Below are 17,018 nucleotides of genomic sequence, written 5' to 3'. Positions count from 1 at the left end.
TCGAGCGTATTGGAGTGCGCGATGAAGTTTGCTGTTCCGGCTGTTGCCAGCGCGGTCGGCGGCGCCCTGCTGAGCGCGATCGCCGTCTTCGCCATCACGGCGGCGGTGCAGCAGAACACGGCGCCCTCGATCGACCGCAGCGGTGACAAAGACTCGTCGCTGCTCAACGCCCCTGAATACGGCAGCCGCTGAGGCCGACGCCCGCGCGTCGCGCCCCGCATCGGGGCAACCGGACAAGGCGCCACTGGGCTGGCGCTGGCTCGTCGGCTCGGTAGTAGCCGCCTTCGTACTGACCTTCGCGCAGGCGCCCGGCCTCACCGTCGCCGACACCAAATACGACCTCGCGCAGAACCCCCTCGGTTTCCTCGCGCGAGCGTCGCACCTGTGGAGCAGCCAGGCCCCGATGGGCCAGGTCCAGAACCAGGCCTACGGCTACTTCTTCCCGCACGGCGCGTTCTTCTCCGCGGGGCACCTGCTGAACCTGCCCGCGTGGGTCACCCAGCGCGTCTGGTGGGCGCTGCTGCTGCTCGCCGGGTTCTGGGGAATCGTCAAGCTGTGCGAAACGCTCGGCATCGGCTCGCGCGGGTCACGGGTGATCGCGGGCATCGCGTTCGCGTTGTCGCCGCGTGTACTGACCACGCTCGGCTCGATCTCCTCGGAAACCCTGCCGATGATGCTGGCTCCGTGGGTGCTGCTCGCGCCCGCGGCACTGGGCACCGCGATCGAACGACGGCGCGGCGGCCCGCTCTCACCGGCGGGAAGCGCGCTGGCGCTGGCGTTGATGGGTTCGGTGAACGCTGTCGCGACCGTGGCGGCGTTCCTGCCCGCGGCACTGTGGTGGGCAACCTATCGGCCGAATCGGCAGTGGTGGCGGTTCACCCGGGCGTGGATTCCGCTGCTGGTCCTCGCCACGTTCTGGTGGGTGGTGCCGCTGCTGCTGCTCGGCAAGGTGAGTCCGCCGTTCCTCGACTTCATCGAGTCGTCCGGGGTGACGACGCAGTGGGCAGCGTTGAGCGAGGTGCTGCGCGGGACCGATAGCTGGACGCCGTTCGTCTCACCCGAACGAATCGCCGGCGCGGTGCTGGTGACCCAGCCTGCCGCGGTGCTCGCCACCGGCCTGCTCGCGGCGGCGGGGATGGCCGGACTCGCGCGGTCGACGATGCCCTGTCGGGGCAGGTTCGCCTTGATCCTGTGCGTGGGACTCGCGGGGATCTGCGCGGGATATGTCGGGACACTCGGAGGGCCGTTCGCCGAATCGGTGCGGATCTTCCTCGACTCGGGCGGTGCGCCGCTGCGGAATGTGCACAAGCTCGAACCGCTGATCCGGCTGCCGCTGGTGGTGGGACTGGCGCATCTGCTCGGCCGGGTGGCGCTGCCCGCCTCCGTGCCGATGCCGGTGTGGCGCAGCTCTTTCGCCCATCCCGAGCGCGACCGCCTCGTCGCGGTCGCCGCGCTGGTCCTGGCCGCGCTCACCCTCGCGACCTCACTGGCGTGGACCGGGCGGCTGGCCCCGCGCGGCGCCTACGACCGGGTGCCCGCCTACTGGACCGACACCGCCGACTGGCTGGCCGACAACGCCGCCGACACCCGCGCGCTGGTGGTACCCGGTGCGCCGTTCGGCAGCCAGATCTGGGGACTCACCCGCGACGAACCGCTGCAAGCCCTGGCGAGTACCCCCTGGGCCGTGCGCGATTCGGTTCCCCTGAACCCGCCGGGCACGATTCGCGCGATGGACTCGGTGCAGCGGCTGATCGCCGACGGCAGGCCGTCGACCGGCCTCGCCGCCACCCTCGCCGACCAGGGCATCGGAATCCTGGTGTTGCGCAACGATCTCGACCCCGAGACCTCGCGTTCGACGCGCCCGATGCTGGCGCACCGCGCGATCGAGGGCTCGCCGGGCCTCACCAGGGTGACCTCGTTCGGCGCGAACATCGGGCCGCGCGCGGCGGATGCGGGACTGGTGGTCGACAACGATCTCCAGCCCGCCTACCCGGCCGTCGAGATCTACCGGGTCGACGTCCCACCGCCCGGCACCCCCGTCTACGTACGCAGCGGCACCGGCGCGCCGCCCGGGTTCCCCGGCGCGTACACCGTCCCGCTGGAGTCGACCCCGGTTGTCCAGGGTGGCCCCGAGGTGCTGGAGCGTGTGCGCCGCGACGGGGGGAACCCCACGGCGCCAGTGCTTCTCGATGCCGACGCGCGACGCGCCGGATTACCTCCGCGGCCCGTGCTGCTGACCGACACCCCGATGGATCGCGAGTCCGATTTCGGCCGGGTCGACAACCACAACTCCGCGGTCCGCGCCGCCGACGACGCCCGGCGCACCCACAACCTGGTCCCCGACTACCCGGTCGAAGGCGCCGAACTCGTGCAGGGCGAATGGTCGGGCGCGAAGGTCACCGCGTCCAGCTCGGCCGCCGATGCCACCCAGATCGGCGGAGCGGCGCCCGGCAGCTCCACCGCGGCCGCCGTGGACGGCGATCCGAGCACCGCGTGGATCAGCAACGGTTCCGAATCCGCTCTCGGGCAATGGATTCGACTCGATCTCGACAAGCCGATCGCCAACGGCTCGCTGCGCTTCACCACCACGGCGGCGGCGCTGGGTGATCCGGTGAAGTGGGTCGAGGTCCGCACCTCACGCGGAACGGTGTCGGCGCGGATCACCGAACCCGGAGAGCCCGTGTCCGTCGCGCTGCCCGCGGGCAAATCCGACTGGGTGATGATCAGCGCCGCCCGCACCGAAACCGGCACTCGTGGTGGTCAATTCGGGATCAGCGAACTCACGCTCGACGATTACTCCAACCGGGAAGCGCCGGAGCGCGTGGATATCCGGCACCGGGTGGTGCTGCCCGATGTGGCTGCCGGAACCATCGTCAGCGGGTGGGATCTCGGACAGGAATTCCCCGGCCGCGGTAACTGTTTCGACGGCCCCGACCGCGTGCACTGCAGCAAGGGGCTCGGGCTGCCCGCCGAGGAGCCGGGCATTTTCGGGCGCACGCTGTCGGTGCCGGAACCACTCACCGTCGGCACCGACCTCACCGTGCGCACCCGGCCGGGGCCCGCGCTGGAGGCCCTGCTCACCGACCCGACCCGGCCGGTGGCACGCGGTCAGGCCGATGTCGCCGACCTGCGCGGCGCCGCCTTCGCCGCTACCGACGGCGATCCGAAGACCACCTGGACCGCACCCGAGTCCACCGTGCGTGAACCAGCGGGCGGCAAACCCACTCTGGTACTGGAACTTCCGGAACCGACGCTGGTGACCGGACTCGACATCACCACCGCGCTCGGCGGCTTGCCCGCGACGGCGACCTCCGTCGCGGTGAACCTGGGCAACGGCCCGCAGATCCGCGAACTGCCCGAACGCGACCACGGCGAACCGGCCCGAATCTCGCTGTACCCCACCGAAACCGATCGCATCGAGATCAGCATCCAGAGCTGGAACGAGGTGCTCGACCGCACCGCACTCGGCTTCGTCCTCACCCAGCCCGCCGGCCTGGCCGAGGTCGACGTGCTCGGTCCCGAGTATCCCGCCCACGCTCCCGGCGACCGGCTCATCACCATCGGCTGCGAAGCGGGTCCGGTGATCGCCATCGGTGGACGTGCCGTGCACACCACGATCACCGCCACCGCCGACGAACTCCGTTCGGGCGCGCCGGTTTCCGCGCGCGCCTGCCCCGAGGACGCAGCGGATATCGAGCTGCTCCCCGGCCATCCCGACCTCACCGTGGCCCCCACGGAACTCTTCACCGTCGACCGCCTCCGTCTCCCCCGCACCGACCCCTACCCCGGCGCACCCAGCGCGCCTACGGGCAACCCCGGCGAAACCAGCGAAACCGGCGCTCCGTCGGACCCCACCGAAACCGGCGAGACTGTCGGCTCCACACCTACTGACGCCGGGAACAACCCCGCCGATCCGAAAGCGCCGGAGACCGGCACTCAGCTGCTGGTCCTTCCGCTGAGCACCAACGTCGGCTGGCAGGCGCACACCGCCGACGGACGGGAACTGTCACCACTTGTGGTCGACGGCTGGCAGCAGGCTTGGCTGGTTCCGCCGGGTACCAGCGGTGAGATCACGGTGTCGTTCCCGGCCGACCGCTGGTATCGGCTGGCGATCTTCGGCGGGCTGTTGCTGCTGATCCCCCTGGTGCTGCTCGCCGTTCCGCGCCGACGTGCGGTGCCCGACGCCGGGCCCGCACCGAGCACCTGGGGTGTCGGTTGGGTCGCGGCGATCGGGCTGACCGGCGTGATCGCGGTGATCTCCGGGCCGTTCGGTGCGGCGTTCACACTGATCACCTTGGGCTGCAACTATTTCCGTCCCGCACTGACGGAGCGGACCCTGCCCTGGCTCGCGGGCCTCGGGACGCTGGCCTCGGCCGCGGCCCTGTCGACCGGGACCTGGCGCTCCGGCACCGAATACATGGGCGGCTCGCTGTTGGCCCAGGCGCCGGCCGTCATCGCGGTCGTCGCAGTCGGGGTGGCGGCGCTCCCCCGCCGTCGCTGAGCGCGACTCAGCGCACCGCCGGACGCTGCGCCGATTCCGGCCGGTGTTCGTCGACGCGCGCGGACCCGGCCCGCCGATCCCACCGGGCCGCCCAGCGGCGGGCCGGTTCCTCGATCAGGGCGAAGCTCGCGGCGGCCAACGGGAGCGTGAGCGCGGTGGTCAGGGTGATCACGTAGAGGAAGTCACCGTTGAAGGGCACGATGCCGAAGACCGGGAAGACCACGGTGAGCACCACCAGGTGCCACAGGAAGATGCCGTAGGACCAGCGGCCGAGCATCGCGGCGGTGCGCGATTCCAGCCAGCGGTGCGGGGCGCCGGATTGCCGCAGCACCAGGGGTGCGAGCAGACAGAACCCGAAGATCATGCCCAGCGCCATCTTCATCGCGTACTGCCACGGTTGCGCGCGTTCCAGACCGGCCGGACCGCCGAACTCGGTCGCCGAGAGCAGGAACGCGGCGAGCGCCACCGCCCACATCAGCGGCTGACTCGACAGCACTCGTGCCCACCGGACCTCGGGTCGCACGAGGTGGATCAGTTCCGCCAGGAGCATCCCCGCCGCGAACCACGGCAGGTAGGCGGGCAGCCAGTTGTCGGCGTGGATCGCGTCCGGCGTCGGGATCGGCCACAGATTCCAGGTCAGACACACCGCGACCAGCCCGCACAGCACCGGCACCCGCCACCGCGCCGCAGCGCCGCGCAGTCGCACGACCAGCCAGGCCAGCACCGGCAGCACCAGGTAGAAAGCCATCTCCACCGACAGGCTCCACATCTGGGTGAGCCCATCGGTCAATGTCAACGGCACGAACACCTGCAGCAGGAACAGATTCGACACCCACACCCGCAGGTTCGCCGAATGCGCCGCGCCGGGCAGCAACAGCAGCACGAACACCACGACGACCCAGTACGCGGGCATCACCCTGGCCACCCGGTGCAACAGGTAGCGAGAGGTCCGCGGTGCGCGGCCGAGCCCGTGCGCGGCCGCCGCGTGTGGGCGCCACAGCAGGAAACCCGACAGCGCGAAGAACACCGCGACCGCCATATCGAAGCGTTCCAGGATCGGGCCGAGGACCGGCATCCCGGTCGTTCCGGTCTGGAACGCGACGTGGGTGACCAGCACACCGAGCGCCGCCATCCCGCGCATCCCTTCGAGGGCGGGAATGAAGGCGCGCGGGCGCGAAACGGGAGCGGTGGCGGTCGTCATCGGGGTCCAGTCTGCCGTGTCGGCGATTTCCACGGCACAGCACCGCACCTTCGCGGCCTGGGCTGTTAGTGTCGGGGCTCACGAGTGCCTGTGGTGCAATACCAGACCACCGGGCCATCCGTGTTCGAACGACGAGGAGAGTTTGCATGGCACTGAGTGCCGGTACCAGAAGAACGGTCGCCTGCGTGCTCGTGGGTCTGGGCGCGGCGTTACTCGTCGCCGCGCTGATGATCCCCACCTACACGGTGAGCAAAGTCGCCAAGACTCCACTCGATCTCGAGATCACGACGATCGCGGAGAATCAGAAGGGCGAGGAGAGCCTCGTCCTCGACTCCAAGTCGTTGACCTCCGGTGACGGTGCCGCCGTGGTGAACAAGGATGTGCCGCTGATCTCCCAGCGTTTCGTCACCGTCGAGGAGCCCTCCGACGCCGACGAGATGACGCTGCAGGCAGGTCAGACACTGCGGCGCACCGACGTGCAGGGCGATACCGGCCTGCTCACCGCCGCCATCGACCGCGTCACCATCTCGCGCACCACCGGCATGCCGGTGGACACCGACCCCAACGGGTCGATCGCGGTGACCGTGAACAAGGACGGCAGCGTCATGGAGCCGGTGCAGCACACCGGCATCGGCTACCGCTTCCCGATCGGCACCGAGAAGAAGACCTACCCGTACTTCGACATCAACGTGCGAAAGTCCTTCGACGCGAACTTCATCGAAGAGACCGAGATCAACAACATGAAGGTGTACCACTTCCAGATGGAGGCGCCGGTCACCAGCACCTGGGACGTCGTGCAGTCGCCGACCAACCGGCTTACCCTCCCGGCCGCCAAGTGGGGCGTGGAGGGTGGCGACACCCCCGTCACCATGACGCGCTACTACACCAACGTGCGTGACCTGTGGGTCGAGCCGCAGACCGGCACCGTGATCAAGGGTGGGGAATCGATCCACCTGTTCTACGCGCGGTCCGGGGACAAGCCCGAGGTCACCGCGCTGAAGTCGCACCTGGTGTTCGACGAGGCGACCGTCGAGTCGCAGATCGCCATCGCCAAGGAGAACACTGACAAGCTCTCGCTGTTCGGGCGTGTGGTGCCGATCGTGTTCGGCGTGCTGGGCGTGCTGGCGCTGCTGGCGGGGTTGTTCCTCGGACTGCGCGGCGGTGGCACTGCGGCTCATGCGAGTCCGCGAGGATCGCGTCCGACGCCCGCCCCCACGGCCGCGCCGGATGACACCACGGCTACTCGGTGGGACGGCGACGACGCGCCGACAACGCAGTTCCCCCGTGGGGACTACGACGCGCCTACCGAGCAGATCGACATCGACAAGCGTCCCTAGACGGACACGCTCTACAACAGCCCCGGTCTTCGGCCGGGGCTGTTGTGTTTCCGGGGACACCTCGGGCGAAACCGGCCGGTTCGGTCAGTGCAGGACCGGGTCGGCCGGAGCCAGGTGGGTGCGGGCCGCGCGAAGAACGACGACGGCGACGATCGTGGTGGTGACCGCGGCTACGGAGACAGCCGTGCCGATCAGGGATTCGATCGTGCGGGCGAAGGCGAGCATCAGGGTCACCTCGACGGCCAGGCCGAGCCAGGTAACGGCGGCCAAGGCGGTGCGTTCGACCGCGATGGCCGAGAGCAGAGCGCCCTGGAGGACCGCCAGGATCGCACCGTGCAGGGCGAACAGCCACAGCATGCCCTGAATGGGGGCGTAGTCGGCACCGGCGAACAGGGGGGCCAACGGGGCAGCCAGCGCGGCGCCCAGCACCGCGACGACGCCGATCACCGAGAGCACCGAGAGGGCGTCGCGAATCGCACGGGCGGAATGGGTGGGCTGGGCCATCCGGGGATACAGCACGACGCCGACCGCCTGCGGCAGCCAGAACGCGATCTTGGTGGCGATGGTGCCCAGCGAGTAGCGGCTCGCGTCGACCTCGTCGAGGACGATGCGAACCACGATCAGGTCGACCGAGGACAGCGCCATCAGCGCCGCCTGCACCTGCACGGCACGCAACACGGGAAGGACGCCGACGGTCTTGGTCATCGGTTCCCGGCTGTTTCCGGCATCGCCGCTGCCATCGGTCGGTGGATCCGCCGACCCGGTCGTCGAGCGGGCGATGCGACCGGCGACGATCGCCGCGCCGACGATGCCCCCCGCCCCCGCCCACAACGCACCGGCAGCACCGCCGCCCAAGGCCAGCGCGAGCAGCGCGGGCGCCACCCGCGCCGTACCCGCCATCGCGAGCACCGTGGCGAGCGCGCGGAAGTGATTGCCGCCCTGCAGGATTCCCTGCTCACCCGAGAGGATCACCAACGCGGGCGCCGCGCCGAGGGCGGCGGCAGCGGCCCACACGCCGACGTCGAGCACCACGGCCACCACCGGAATCAGCACCACCGCGACGGCGGCGACCAACGCGGCACACCGCCACATCATCGCTCGCACCGCGCGTAACGACGCCCCGCGCACCACCTCCCTCGCCACCACGTTCTGCATGGCAAGGGCGGGGACCGCGCACAGCAACTGCACTGCGAGCAGACTCGCGAACTCGCTGTATCCCTCGACTCCCAACCAGCTCGCGGCCAGCAATTGCAGCAGGTACCCGGCGACGTTGGCGGTCATGGCGCCGGCCGTCACCCAGGTCAGATCGGCAACGACAGGCGGGCGGCGGACTGAGGACACGCCTCATGGTCGCACTTCACTGTGTTCGCCATCACGCCTACCCCGAAAATGTGAGTCCAGGCGGACTCACCTTCGAGCGATTCGGCCCCGAACAGCGCCTATTCGACCCCGGCCACGGCGAAGCCCGACGGGACGTAAGGTGCGTGGACGTGACGAGTAGCGGGCGAGCAAGGGCCTTGGTGGCCGGATACTGCGCTCTGCTCACGATGATCATCGTCGGACCGCTCGCCGGATCGGGCTACCTGCTGCTGCGCGACGCAGTGAGCACGCCCCGCTCCTTCCTCACCGATTCGGCACTCGGCGTGGGCGCGGCCGCACCCCGCGCCGTTCCGCAGGACGCCGTGCTCGCCGTGCTCTCGCCGGTGATCGACGGCGGAATTCTCGTGAAGGCGATCCTGATCGTCGCGCTGTGGTCGGCCGGATACGGCGCGGCGGTACTCGCGCGACGCTTGGTCTCCGCTTCTACCGGAGCGCAATTGGTCGCCGCGACCCTCGCGCTGTGGAATCCCTATGTCGCGGAACGACTTCTCCAAGGCCACTGGAGCCTGCTCGCCGGTTACGCCGCCCTCCCGTGGACCGCGCTCGCCGCCGCACGCATCCGAACAGCCACCAGCAGTACAGAATCCGGCGAAGACGCGGGGGCGGGCAGCCGATTCGGATTCGCCGCGTCTCTCGGTGGATGGGCGGCACTGACCGCGAGTTTCGCCGCTGCCGGGCTGACGCCGACCGGCTCGTTGCTGGCCGCGGTGATCGGGCTCGCACTGGTCGGGCGGCGGGCCTTCCTCCCCGCCGTCGCGCTGTGGATCGTGACCTGCGCGCCCTGGCTGACCGCGACCGCGCTCGGATCGGGGGCCGAGCCGTCGGACCCGGCCGGCGTCTCGGCGTTCGCGGCACGAGCCGAACCGTGGCTCGGCACGCTCGGCAGCCTCGCCGGGCTCGGCGGGATCTGGAACGGCGAAGCGGTCCCCGCGAGCCGCACGACCCCGCTCGCCCTGCTCGGCACACTCTTGCTGCTCGGCATCGTCGCGTGCGGGGTGCGGGCGGTATGGGCGCTCGGACGTGACGGGCGAGCGCTGCTGGTGATCGCGGCGGTGGCGATCGTGCTGCCCGCCCTCGGCGCGACCAGCTGGGGGCTGGCCGCCGGAGAATGGCTGGTGGTGCACGTTCCCGGGGCCGGGCTGCTGCGGGATACGCAGAAGTACGTGGCGTTGGCCATGCCCGCCTACGCGCTGTGCGCGGCGGCCGCGTGCCGAACCGTCACCGTGGCAGTCCGCCGAGTACTGGCCAACGACCCGGAAGCTTCTGCCGCCGAAGGACACCCGGAAATTCGCGAGGGCCGGACCGGATTTCGCCCCGCCGCAATCCTTTTCATTCTTCTGGTCACCCTCCCGCTGGCCGACCTCGCCTGGGGAGTCGGTGGCGCCGTGCGCCCCGTCCACTACCCCGCGGGCTGGCAACAGGTGGTCGACCACATCGACGCTCCCGGCGACATAGCGGTACTTCCCGCCGGGATGTTCCGCCGATTCCCCTACAGCGGAACAGCTCCCGTCCTCGACCCGGCTCCCCGCATCCTCCCCAACGATGTCCTGCAGACCGGCGAACTCCGAGTCCGCGGCTACGCGGTGACCGGCGAGGGCAACCGCGCCCGCACCGTCGAGCAAGCGCTCCTCGAAGGTGCCCCGGCCACCGAACTAGCGGCCCTCGGCGTCGGCTGGATTCTGATCGAACGCACCACCCCCGGCCCGCTCGGTGCCGCCGAGAAAACTCTCACCACGGCCGAATTGAAGTACCAGGACAAAGACCTGGCCCTCTACCGCGTGCCTTCCCCCACCCTTCTCGACATCGCCACCCCGGCCCAGCGCCGAACCTCCGCCGCGGCCCACCTGCTCTGGGCGGCCCTGCTACTCACCGGACTGATCGCCGCGGCCGTGCGCCCGGACCGGACGGGCGCCCGGCGAGCAGATCGAGAGGCAGCGGGTCACCGAGTCGACTAGACCCGGGCCGGGGAGACCAATCCGCTGACGGTGCGGCCGCGCGCGGCGGCGGCGAGGACCTCGAAGACACCGGCGCCCGTCTGTTCCCAGGAGAACTCGTTGGCACGGGCTCTGGCCTTCTCGCCCATCACCAGGCGGGTATCCGGGTCGGCCAGGAGGTCGCCGGCGGCCGCGGCCAGGGCGGAGGCGTCGTCGACCAGCAGGCCGGTGACGCCGTCGACGATGGAGTCGGTGAGACCTCGGGAACTGCGGTAGCCGATGGTGGGGACGCCGTGCTGGGCGGCTTCGATGACGGCCAGGCCCCAGCCTTCCTTGCGCGAGGGCATCACGTGGACCCAGGCCGTCGAGAGGATCTCGTGCTTGCGGCGTTCGTCGACGTGGCCGTGGAAGGTGACGGCGTCGGCGATGCCGAGTGCGTCGGCGCAGGCGCGCAGGTTGGGGGCCCACCAGCCGTCGCCGATGACGTCGAGGTGCACGTCGGGGAAGCGTTCGCGCAGGTGGGCGACCGCGGTGAGGGCGTCTTCGATCTGCTTGTGCGGGACGAGGCGCGACAGGACCGCGATTCGCGGGTGGGTGGCGCGGGTGGCGTCGTCGCCGGGGACGACCGCGGCGGGGACCGGTTCGGCACCGTTGCGGACCACGGCGATGCGCTCACGGTCCACACCGAGCGCCGACAGCTCCTCGGCCGACGGCAGCGACACGGTGAGGTACTGGTTGTCGCGGTGCACGCGCGGGGACAGCGTGGATTCGATCCACCAGCCGATCCGCCCGACCAGGCGACCGGCGACCGGCCACTGCTCACGGTGCCCGTGGTGCACCAGCACCACCGAGGGCACACCCGTCGTGGTGGCGAAGAAGGGAATGCCGTTCTGGGTGTCGATCACGACGTCGGGGCGCAGGCCGCGCAGCGGGCCGATACCGAGCCGACCGGCCACGATGGCGGCGAGCGCGCGGGGATAGACGGTGAATCGGCCGCCCGCGCGACTGATGTCGATGCCGTCGATCCGCTCACGTTTGGGGGCACCCGGGTAACCCGCCGTCCGCAGGGTGACCTTGATGCCACGCGCGGCCAGCTGGGCGCCTACCTGCTCCAGATACCGTTCGCTGCCGCCACCCTGTGGGTGCCCGGTGTCACGCCAGCAGAGTAGGAGGACTTCACGCACGGTCGGGGCTCGCATTCGGTTCGGTGGCAGACAAACGTCGGCCCCCACACTAGCGGGTGTGCTCCACGCAACACGGCTGTATCGACCCCGCCCGCCCAGATCAGCCCGTCGCACCCGAGCTGACCCCGTGAAGACGAACCCGGCGCAATCACCCAATCGAACCCCGTCCAGTCAGTTCTTCCGACTCCACAACGCCGAAACAGGTGATTGCGCCAAGACCCCACCGATCTCCACCCCCACCGATCTCCACCCCCACCAATCTCCACCCCCACCACCCAACGCCCCCACCACCAGCCGCGACCGAAGGGTCTGCCCATAAACTCCTGCCCGTGCCGATCGCCACCCAGCCGACAACCGAGCAGCCCGTCCATCGACGCGACCGATCGAGGTTCGCGCGCCGGGCCACTCTGCGCCGCTCGCTGCGCCTGCTCACCAGCTTCCGCTTCGAGCAGTCCGACCCGGCCCGCTTCTACGGCGGCATCGCCACCGACAGCGCGGAGCTGATCGGCGACTTCTACGCCGACATCACCGGCCGCGATCTCACCGGCACCGTCGTCCTCGACGTGGGCGGCGGCCCCGGCTACTTCGCCGACGAGTTCACCGCGGTGGGCGCGCGCTACGTCTCGGTGGAGCCCGACCCGTCGGAGATGCACGCGGCCGGGCTGCGGGTGTCGGGTTCGGTACGCGGATCGGGGATGGCACTGCCGTTCCTCGACAACTCCTTCGACGTCTGCTTCTCCTCCAACGTCGCCGAACACGTGCCGCAGCCGTGGCTGATGGCGGACGAGATGGTGCGGGTGACCAAGCCCGGCGGCCTCATCGTGTACTCGTACACGGTGTGGCACGGACCGTTCGGTGGGCACGAGACCGGTCTCTGGCACTACCTCGGTGGCGAGTACGCGGCCCGCCGGTACCGGCGCAAGAACGGACACGAACCGAAGAACAGGTTCGGCCGATCACTGTTCGCGGTGACCGCGGCCGATGGGTTGCACTGGGCAGCAACGACTTCAGCCGACGTGCGGACTATTTTCCCGCGTTATCACCCACACTGGGCCTGGTGGCTCGTCCGAGTTCCGGTCATTCGCGAGCTACTGGTCAGCAATCTGGTCGTGGTGGCTACCAAAGCATGATCACGCCAGCCAGCTCAAGCGCCGCGACCTCCGCATCGGCTCGGGCAACACCCTGACCCACGGCGATTCCTGAATCGCCAGGCCTACGGTCTCCAACGTGGTCAGGCCGACCTGATCGGCCAGCGCGCCGACCATCGCGACCGCCTCAGCGGCCTGGATAGCGGCAGTCGCCTGCTCGATCGTGAGTGTGCGGCCCGGCAGGAATGAGACAACCCATCCGCCACTGCCCACACTTTTCGCTTGATGGTCGGTCTGGTCGCTGGTCATCAACGATCGGCCGATCACTTGCACAGCCATGAGTCGGTCTCCCCAATTCGCTGTTAATGTCCGATGAATCGAGCGAGCTGATCAGTAGCTAAAGCATCCCCTTTTCACCACCGGAACGCAATAGTGCGTTTCCCCGAAAAGCGAACCGACAGGTTGGAATTCGCAATCTTCACAGTCGTTGCGCCGCAGCGAATTAGAACAGGTTGCAGACAATTCGCCCGCAAAACTGTAACGTGTTCTCATGCACTACGACAGTCTGTTCATCGGCGGGAAGTGGACCACCCCGGCCGGTAGTGACCGCATTTCGGTGGTCTCCCCTGCAACGGAGGAGACCGTCGGCAGCGTGCCGGCGGTAACGAACGCCGATGTCGACGCCGCGGTCGCCGCGGCGCGCGACGCGTTCGACAGCGGGCCGTGGCCATCCACACCTCCACTGGAACGAGCGGAGGTACTCACCAAGGTTGCGCGCCTGATCGAGCAGCGTTCGCCGGAATTGCTCGCCGCGCTCACCGCGGAGATGGGCGCGCCGACGTTAGCGGCCTTGACACTCAACCAGATTCCCGCCGTCGCGGCACTCGACGCACTCACCGAGCTCGCGAAGACGTTCGCCTGGAACGAGACTCGAGTCGGCCTGTTCGGAACCTCGCGTGTCTCACGGGAACCCCGCGGTGTCGTCGCCGCGATCACCGCCTGGAATGTCCCGTTGTTCCTCGCCGCGAACAAACTCGGACCCGCGTTGCTGGCCGGCTGCACTGTGGTGCTCAAGCCGTCGCCACTGACTCCGCTGACCGCGAACATCCTCGCCGACCTCTTCACCGAGGCGGGCCTGCCCGACGGCGTGCTCTCGGTGCTGCCCGCCGACGCCGAGGCCAGTGAATACCTCGCGGGCCACCCCGGCGTCGACAAGGTGACCTTCACCGGCAGCACCCCGGTCGGCAGGAAGCTGGCCGCGCTGGCCGGTGCGCAGCTCAAGACCGTGTCGCTGGAGCTCGGCGGCAAGTCGGCCGCCATCGTGCTGCCCGACGTCGACCTCGCCGCGAGCATTCCCGTGCTCGCGTTCTCCGGGCTGATGAACAGCGGACAGGGCTGCGTCGCGCAGACCCGAATCCTCGCGCCGCGCAGTCGCTATGACGAGATCGTCGAGGCGCTGGTCGCGCACGTCAAGACCATGCAGACCGGTGATCCGACCGATCCCGCCACCCAGCTCGGCCCGCTGATCAGCGAAAAGCAGCGTGACCGCGTGGAGGGCTACATCGCCAAGGGCAAGGCCGAGGGCGCGCGGCTGGTGCTCGGCGGCGGCAGGCCGGCGGGCGTGGACCGCGGCTGGTTCGTCGAGCCGACGATCTTCGCCGACGTCGACAACTCCAGCACCATCGCCCAGGAGGAGATCTTCGGCCCGGTGCTCTCGGTGATCCCGTACGAGACCGAGGACGAGGCCATCGCCATCGCCAACGACTCCGACTACGGCCTGGCCGGTTCGGTGTGGACCACCGATATCGAGCACGGCGCCGAGGTCGCGGCCCGGATCCGCACCGGTACCTTCGCGATCAACTGGTACGCCTTCGACCCGACCGCACCGTTCGGTGGCTACAAGAACTCGGGCATCGGCCGCGAGAACGGCCCCGAGGGCCTCGACGCGTTCTGTGAGCAGAAGTCGGTCCTGATGCCCATGGGCTGGACCGCCGAGTAGTCCGACATGCGCACTCACACCAACGCGTGCGCATCACTCCGCTGGACCGACTCAGCCTCCTAGTTTTCCGGCATATGGACCCGGAGAACCGGCTGCGCGGCCACATCACCCCGGGCAGGTAGGTCGACGACCTCGACCCGCCAGCCCGGGGGCAGGACCCGCTCCAGTCGGCCCGCCACGCGCTGCATGGGCGTGCTCGAATAGGTGTCGGACTCGAATCCGGTCACCAGATCGGTCATGCGTCAAACCACCTCTCAGCGTCGATCTCGTCGTTGACCGCGTGGCGGTGCAGGAGTCTCGCAGGGGTTTCAGCTCGAGAGGAATATAAGCGACAGTTGCGCTGACACCACCAGCGACGCTCTGATCACAGACAGATGTACCCATAAAGAGTTCGCGGGAATCGTCGGACGAACTGTGGACAAGCAAAACCGCCCGTACCGAAACGGTACGGGCGGTTTTTGTGTTCGGGGGGTCAGCCCAGGCGCTCCTTGAGTGCCTCGAACTCGTCACGCACGCCCGAAGGCAGCTTGTCGCCGACGAACTCGAACCATTCCTCGATCGACGGGATCTCCTTGCGCCACTCGTCGGCGTTCACCGCGAGTGCCTCGTCGACATCGGCGGCGACCACGTCGAGGCCGTCCAGGTCGAGATCGGCGGCGGAGGGCACGTTGCCGACCGCGGTGGCCGTGGCGCCCGAGCGGCCCTCGATACGGCCGACGATCCACTCCAGCACGCGGGAGTTCTCACCGAATCCGGGCCACAGGAAGCGGCCGTCGTCGCCACGACGGAACCAGTTCACGTAGAAGATCTTCGGCAGCTTGTTCGCGTCGGCGTTCTTGCCGAGGTCGATCCAGTGGTTGAGGTAGTCGCCCACGTGGTAGCCGAGGAACGGCAGCATCGCCATCGGGTCGCGACGGACGGTGCCGACCTTGCCCTCGGCGGCGGCGGTCTGCTCCGAGCCCATGGTGGCGCCCATGAACACGCCGTGCTCCCAGCCGAACGACTCGGTCACCAGCGGAACGGTGGTCTTGCGGCGACCGCCGAACAGGATGGCCGAGATCGGCACGCCCTGCGGGTCGTCCCACTCCGGCGCGAGGGTCGGGCACTGCGACATCGGGGTGCAGTAGCGCGAGTTCGGGTGCGCGGCGTGGCCCTCCGACTCGGGGGTCCAGTCGTTGCCCTTCCAGTCGATCAGGTGCTGCGGGTCGCCTTCGAGACCCTCCCACCACACATCGTTGTCGTCGGTCTGGGCGACGTTGGTGTACACGGTGTTGCCCGCGTCGATGGTGGCCATCGCGTTGGGGTTGGAGCTGTGGTTGGTGCCCGGCGCGACGCCGAAGAAGCCGAACTCCGGGTTCACCGCGTAGAGCTGACCGTCCTTGCCGAAACGCATCCAGGCGATGTCGTCACCCAGGGTCTCCGCGCGCCAGCCGGGGATGGTCGGCTGGATCATCGCGAGGTTGGTCTTGCCACAGGCGCTCGGGAACGCGGCGGCGACGTAGTAGTTCTTGTTCTCGGGCGAGATCAGCTTGAGGATCAGCATGTGCTCGGCCAGCCAGCCCTCGTCGTGGGCCATCGCCGAGGCGATGCGCAGCGAGTAGCACTTCTTGCCCAGCAGCGCGTTGCCGCCGTAGCCCGAACCGAAGGACCAGATCTCACGGTCCTCGGGGAAGTGGGTGATGTACTTGGTGTCGCTGCACGGCCACGGCACGTCGGCCTGGCCCTCGGCCAGCGGCGCGCCCACGGAGTGCAGCGCCTTCACGAACGGCTTGTCGGCGCCCAGCTTGTCGAGCGCGGCCTGGCCCATGCGGGTCATCACGCGCATCGAGACGACCACGTACTCGGAGTCGGTGATCTCCACGCCCAGCTTGGGGTCCTCGGCGCCGAGCGGGCCCATGCAGAACGGCACCACGTACATGGTGCGGCCCTTCATCGAGCCGCGGTACAGCTCGGTCATGGTGGCGCGCATCTCGGCGGGGTCGACCCAGTTGTTGGTCGGACCGGCGTCGGCCTCGGTGGCGGAACAGATGTAGGTGCGCGATTCGACACGGGCCACATCGGAAGGATCGGACAGCGCGAGGAAGGAGTTGGGCTTCTTCTTCTCGTCGAGCTGCTTGAAGGTGCCTGCCTCGACCAGCTGAGTGGTCAGGCGATCCCATTCCGCGTCGGAGCCGTCGGCCCAGACCACGCGATCGGGCTGAGTGAGCTCTGCGACTTCCTGTACCCAGGCGAGCAGTTCACTGTGCTCGGTCGGCGCCGTGCCGTCGGATCCACGAAGACCAGGAATGGTCGCTGAGGTCATGAAAACTCTCCTGAGATGGGCGGTTGTTCGATCCATCGATCGCCACCATGGGCGGGTAAGGCGTCCGCAGTGACCAACCGTCGCACAACCCC

At 69.1% G+C, this 17,018-nt stretch carries 12 protein-coding genes; 6 read left to right on the top strand and 6 right to left on the bottom strand.

The features are described from left to right. The first annotated feature begins 21 nt into the window (after window positions 1–21). Both ACFULV_RS06905 and ACFULV_RS06900 read left to right on the top strand, forming a co-directional pair. A complete protein-coding gene (locus ACFULV_RS06905) occupies window positions 22–192 on the top strand; it encodes a DUF2613 domain-containing protein (RefSeq protein WP_022566695.1) in 171 nt (56 codons plus the stop codon). Further along, the gene (locus ACFULV_RS06900) at window positions 173–4,501 is read left to right on the top strand and encodes an alpha-(1->3)-arabinofuranosyltransferase family protein (RefSeq protein WP_378654027.1); all 4,329 of its coding nucleotides are present in this window, start codon (window positions 173–175) and stop codon (window positions 4,499–4,501) included. The genes ACFULV_RS06905 and ACFULV_RS06900 overlap by 20 nt, the downstream gene beginning before the upstream one ends. A gap of 7 nt (window positions 4,502–4,508) precedes the next feature. On the opposite strand, the gene ACFULV_RS06895 is transcribed toward ACFULV_RS06900, so the two are convergent. Further along, a complete protein-coding gene (locus tag ACFULV_RS06895) occupies window positions 4,509–5,702 on the bottom strand; it encodes an acyltransferase family protein (protein WP_378635066.1) in 1,194 nt (397 codons plus the stop codon). A gap of 146 nt (window positions 5,703–5,848) precedes the next feature. Here ACFULV_RS06895 and ACFULV_RS06890 point away from each other — a divergent pair, with 146 nt between their 5' ends. Next, a complete protein-coding gene (locus tag ACFULV_RS06890) occupies window positions 5,849–7,039 on the top strand; it encodes a DUF3068 domain-containing protein (protein WP_378635063.1) in 1,191 nt (396 codons plus the stop codon). A gap of 84 nt (window positions 7,040–7,123) precedes the next feature. Here ACFULV_RS06890 and ACFULV_RS06885 read toward each other — a convergent pair whose 3' ends face one another. Continuing rightward, a complete protein-coding gene (locus ACFULV_RS06885; RefSeq protein WP_378654024.1) occupies window positions 7,124–8,320 on the bottom strand; it encodes a polysaccharide biosynthesis protein in 1,197 nt (398 codons plus the stop codon). 209 nt (window positions 8,321–8,529) lie between these two features. On the opposite strand from ACFULV_RS06885, the gene ACFULV_RS06880 reads away from it, so the two are divergent. After that, a complete protein-coding gene (locus ACFULV_RS06880) occupies window positions 8,530–10,374 on the top strand; it encodes a hypothetical protein (protein WP_378653855.1) in 1,845 nt (614 codons plus the stop codon). Here the strand turns inward: ACFULV_RS06880 and ACFULV_RS06875 are convergent. Then, window positions 10,371–11,537 carry a glycosyltransferase family 4 protein gene (locus tag ACFULV_RS06875; protein ID WP_378653852.1) on the bottom strand — a complete coding sequence of 389 codons (1,167 nt, stop codon included), beginning with the start codon at window positions 11,535–11,537 and terminating at the stop codon, window positions 10,371–10,373. The two genes, ACFULV_RS06880 and ACFULV_RS06875, sit on opposite strands and share 4 nt — an antisense overlap. A gap of 329 nt (window positions 11,538–11,866) precedes the next feature. On the opposite strand from ACFULV_RS06875, the gene ACFULV_RS06870 reads away from it, so the two are divergent. Beyond that, the gene (locus ACFULV_RS06870) at window positions 11,867–12,667 is read left to right on the top strand and encodes a methyltransferase domain-containing protein (RefSeq protein WP_378653849.1); all 801 of its coding nucleotides are present in this window, start codon (window positions 11,867–11,869) and stop codon (window positions 12,665–12,667) included. On the opposite strand, the gene ACFULV_RS06865 is transcribed toward ACFULV_RS06870, so the two are convergent. Then, window positions 12,668–12,964 carry a hypothetical protein gene (locus tag ACFULV_RS06865; RefSeq protein WP_056823697.1) on the bottom strand — a complete coding sequence of 99 codons (297 nt, stop codon included), beginning with the start codon at window positions 12,962–12,964 and terminating at the stop codon, window positions 12,668–12,670. Between the two features lie 211 nt (window positions 12,965–13,175). On the opposite strand from ACFULV_RS06865, the gene ACFULV_RS06860 reads away from it, so the two are divergent. Further along, window positions 13,176–14,624, top strand: a complete 1,449-nt coding sequence (locus ACFULV_RS06860; protein WP_378653847.1) for an aldehyde dehydrogenase — start codon at window positions 13,176–13,178, stop codon at window positions 14,622–14,624. Window positions 14,625–14,683: 59 nt separating this feature from the next. On the opposite strand, the gene ACFULV_RS06855 is transcribed toward ACFULV_RS06860, so the two are convergent. Together ACFULV_RS06855 and ACFULV_RS06850 are read right to left on the bottom strand one after the other, a co-directional pair. After that, the gene (locus tag ACFULV_RS06855; protein WP_378635048.1) at window positions 14,684–14,863 is read right to left on the bottom strand and encodes a hypothetical protein; all 180 of its coding nucleotides are present in this window, start codon (window positions 14,861–14,863) and stop codon (window positions 14,684–14,686) included. Window positions 14,864–15,096: 233 nt separating this feature from the next. Beyond that, window positions 15,097–16,926, bottom strand: coding sequence for a phosphoenolpyruvate carboxykinase (GTP) (locus ACFULV_RS06850; protein WP_378635046.1), 1,830 nt, complete (start codon window positions 16,924–16,926; stop codon window positions 15,097–15,099). Window positions 16,927–17,018: the final 92 nt, after the last annotated feature.

Source organism: Nocardia sp. NPDC057272 (genome assembly GCF_042668615.1).
Lineage (GTDB): Bacteria > Actinomycetota > Actinomycetes > Mycobacteriales > Mycobacteriaceae > Nocardia.
The sequence above is the reverse complement of the archived record's forward strand: the minus strand, read 5'-3'. Positions and strand labels throughout refer to the sequence as shown.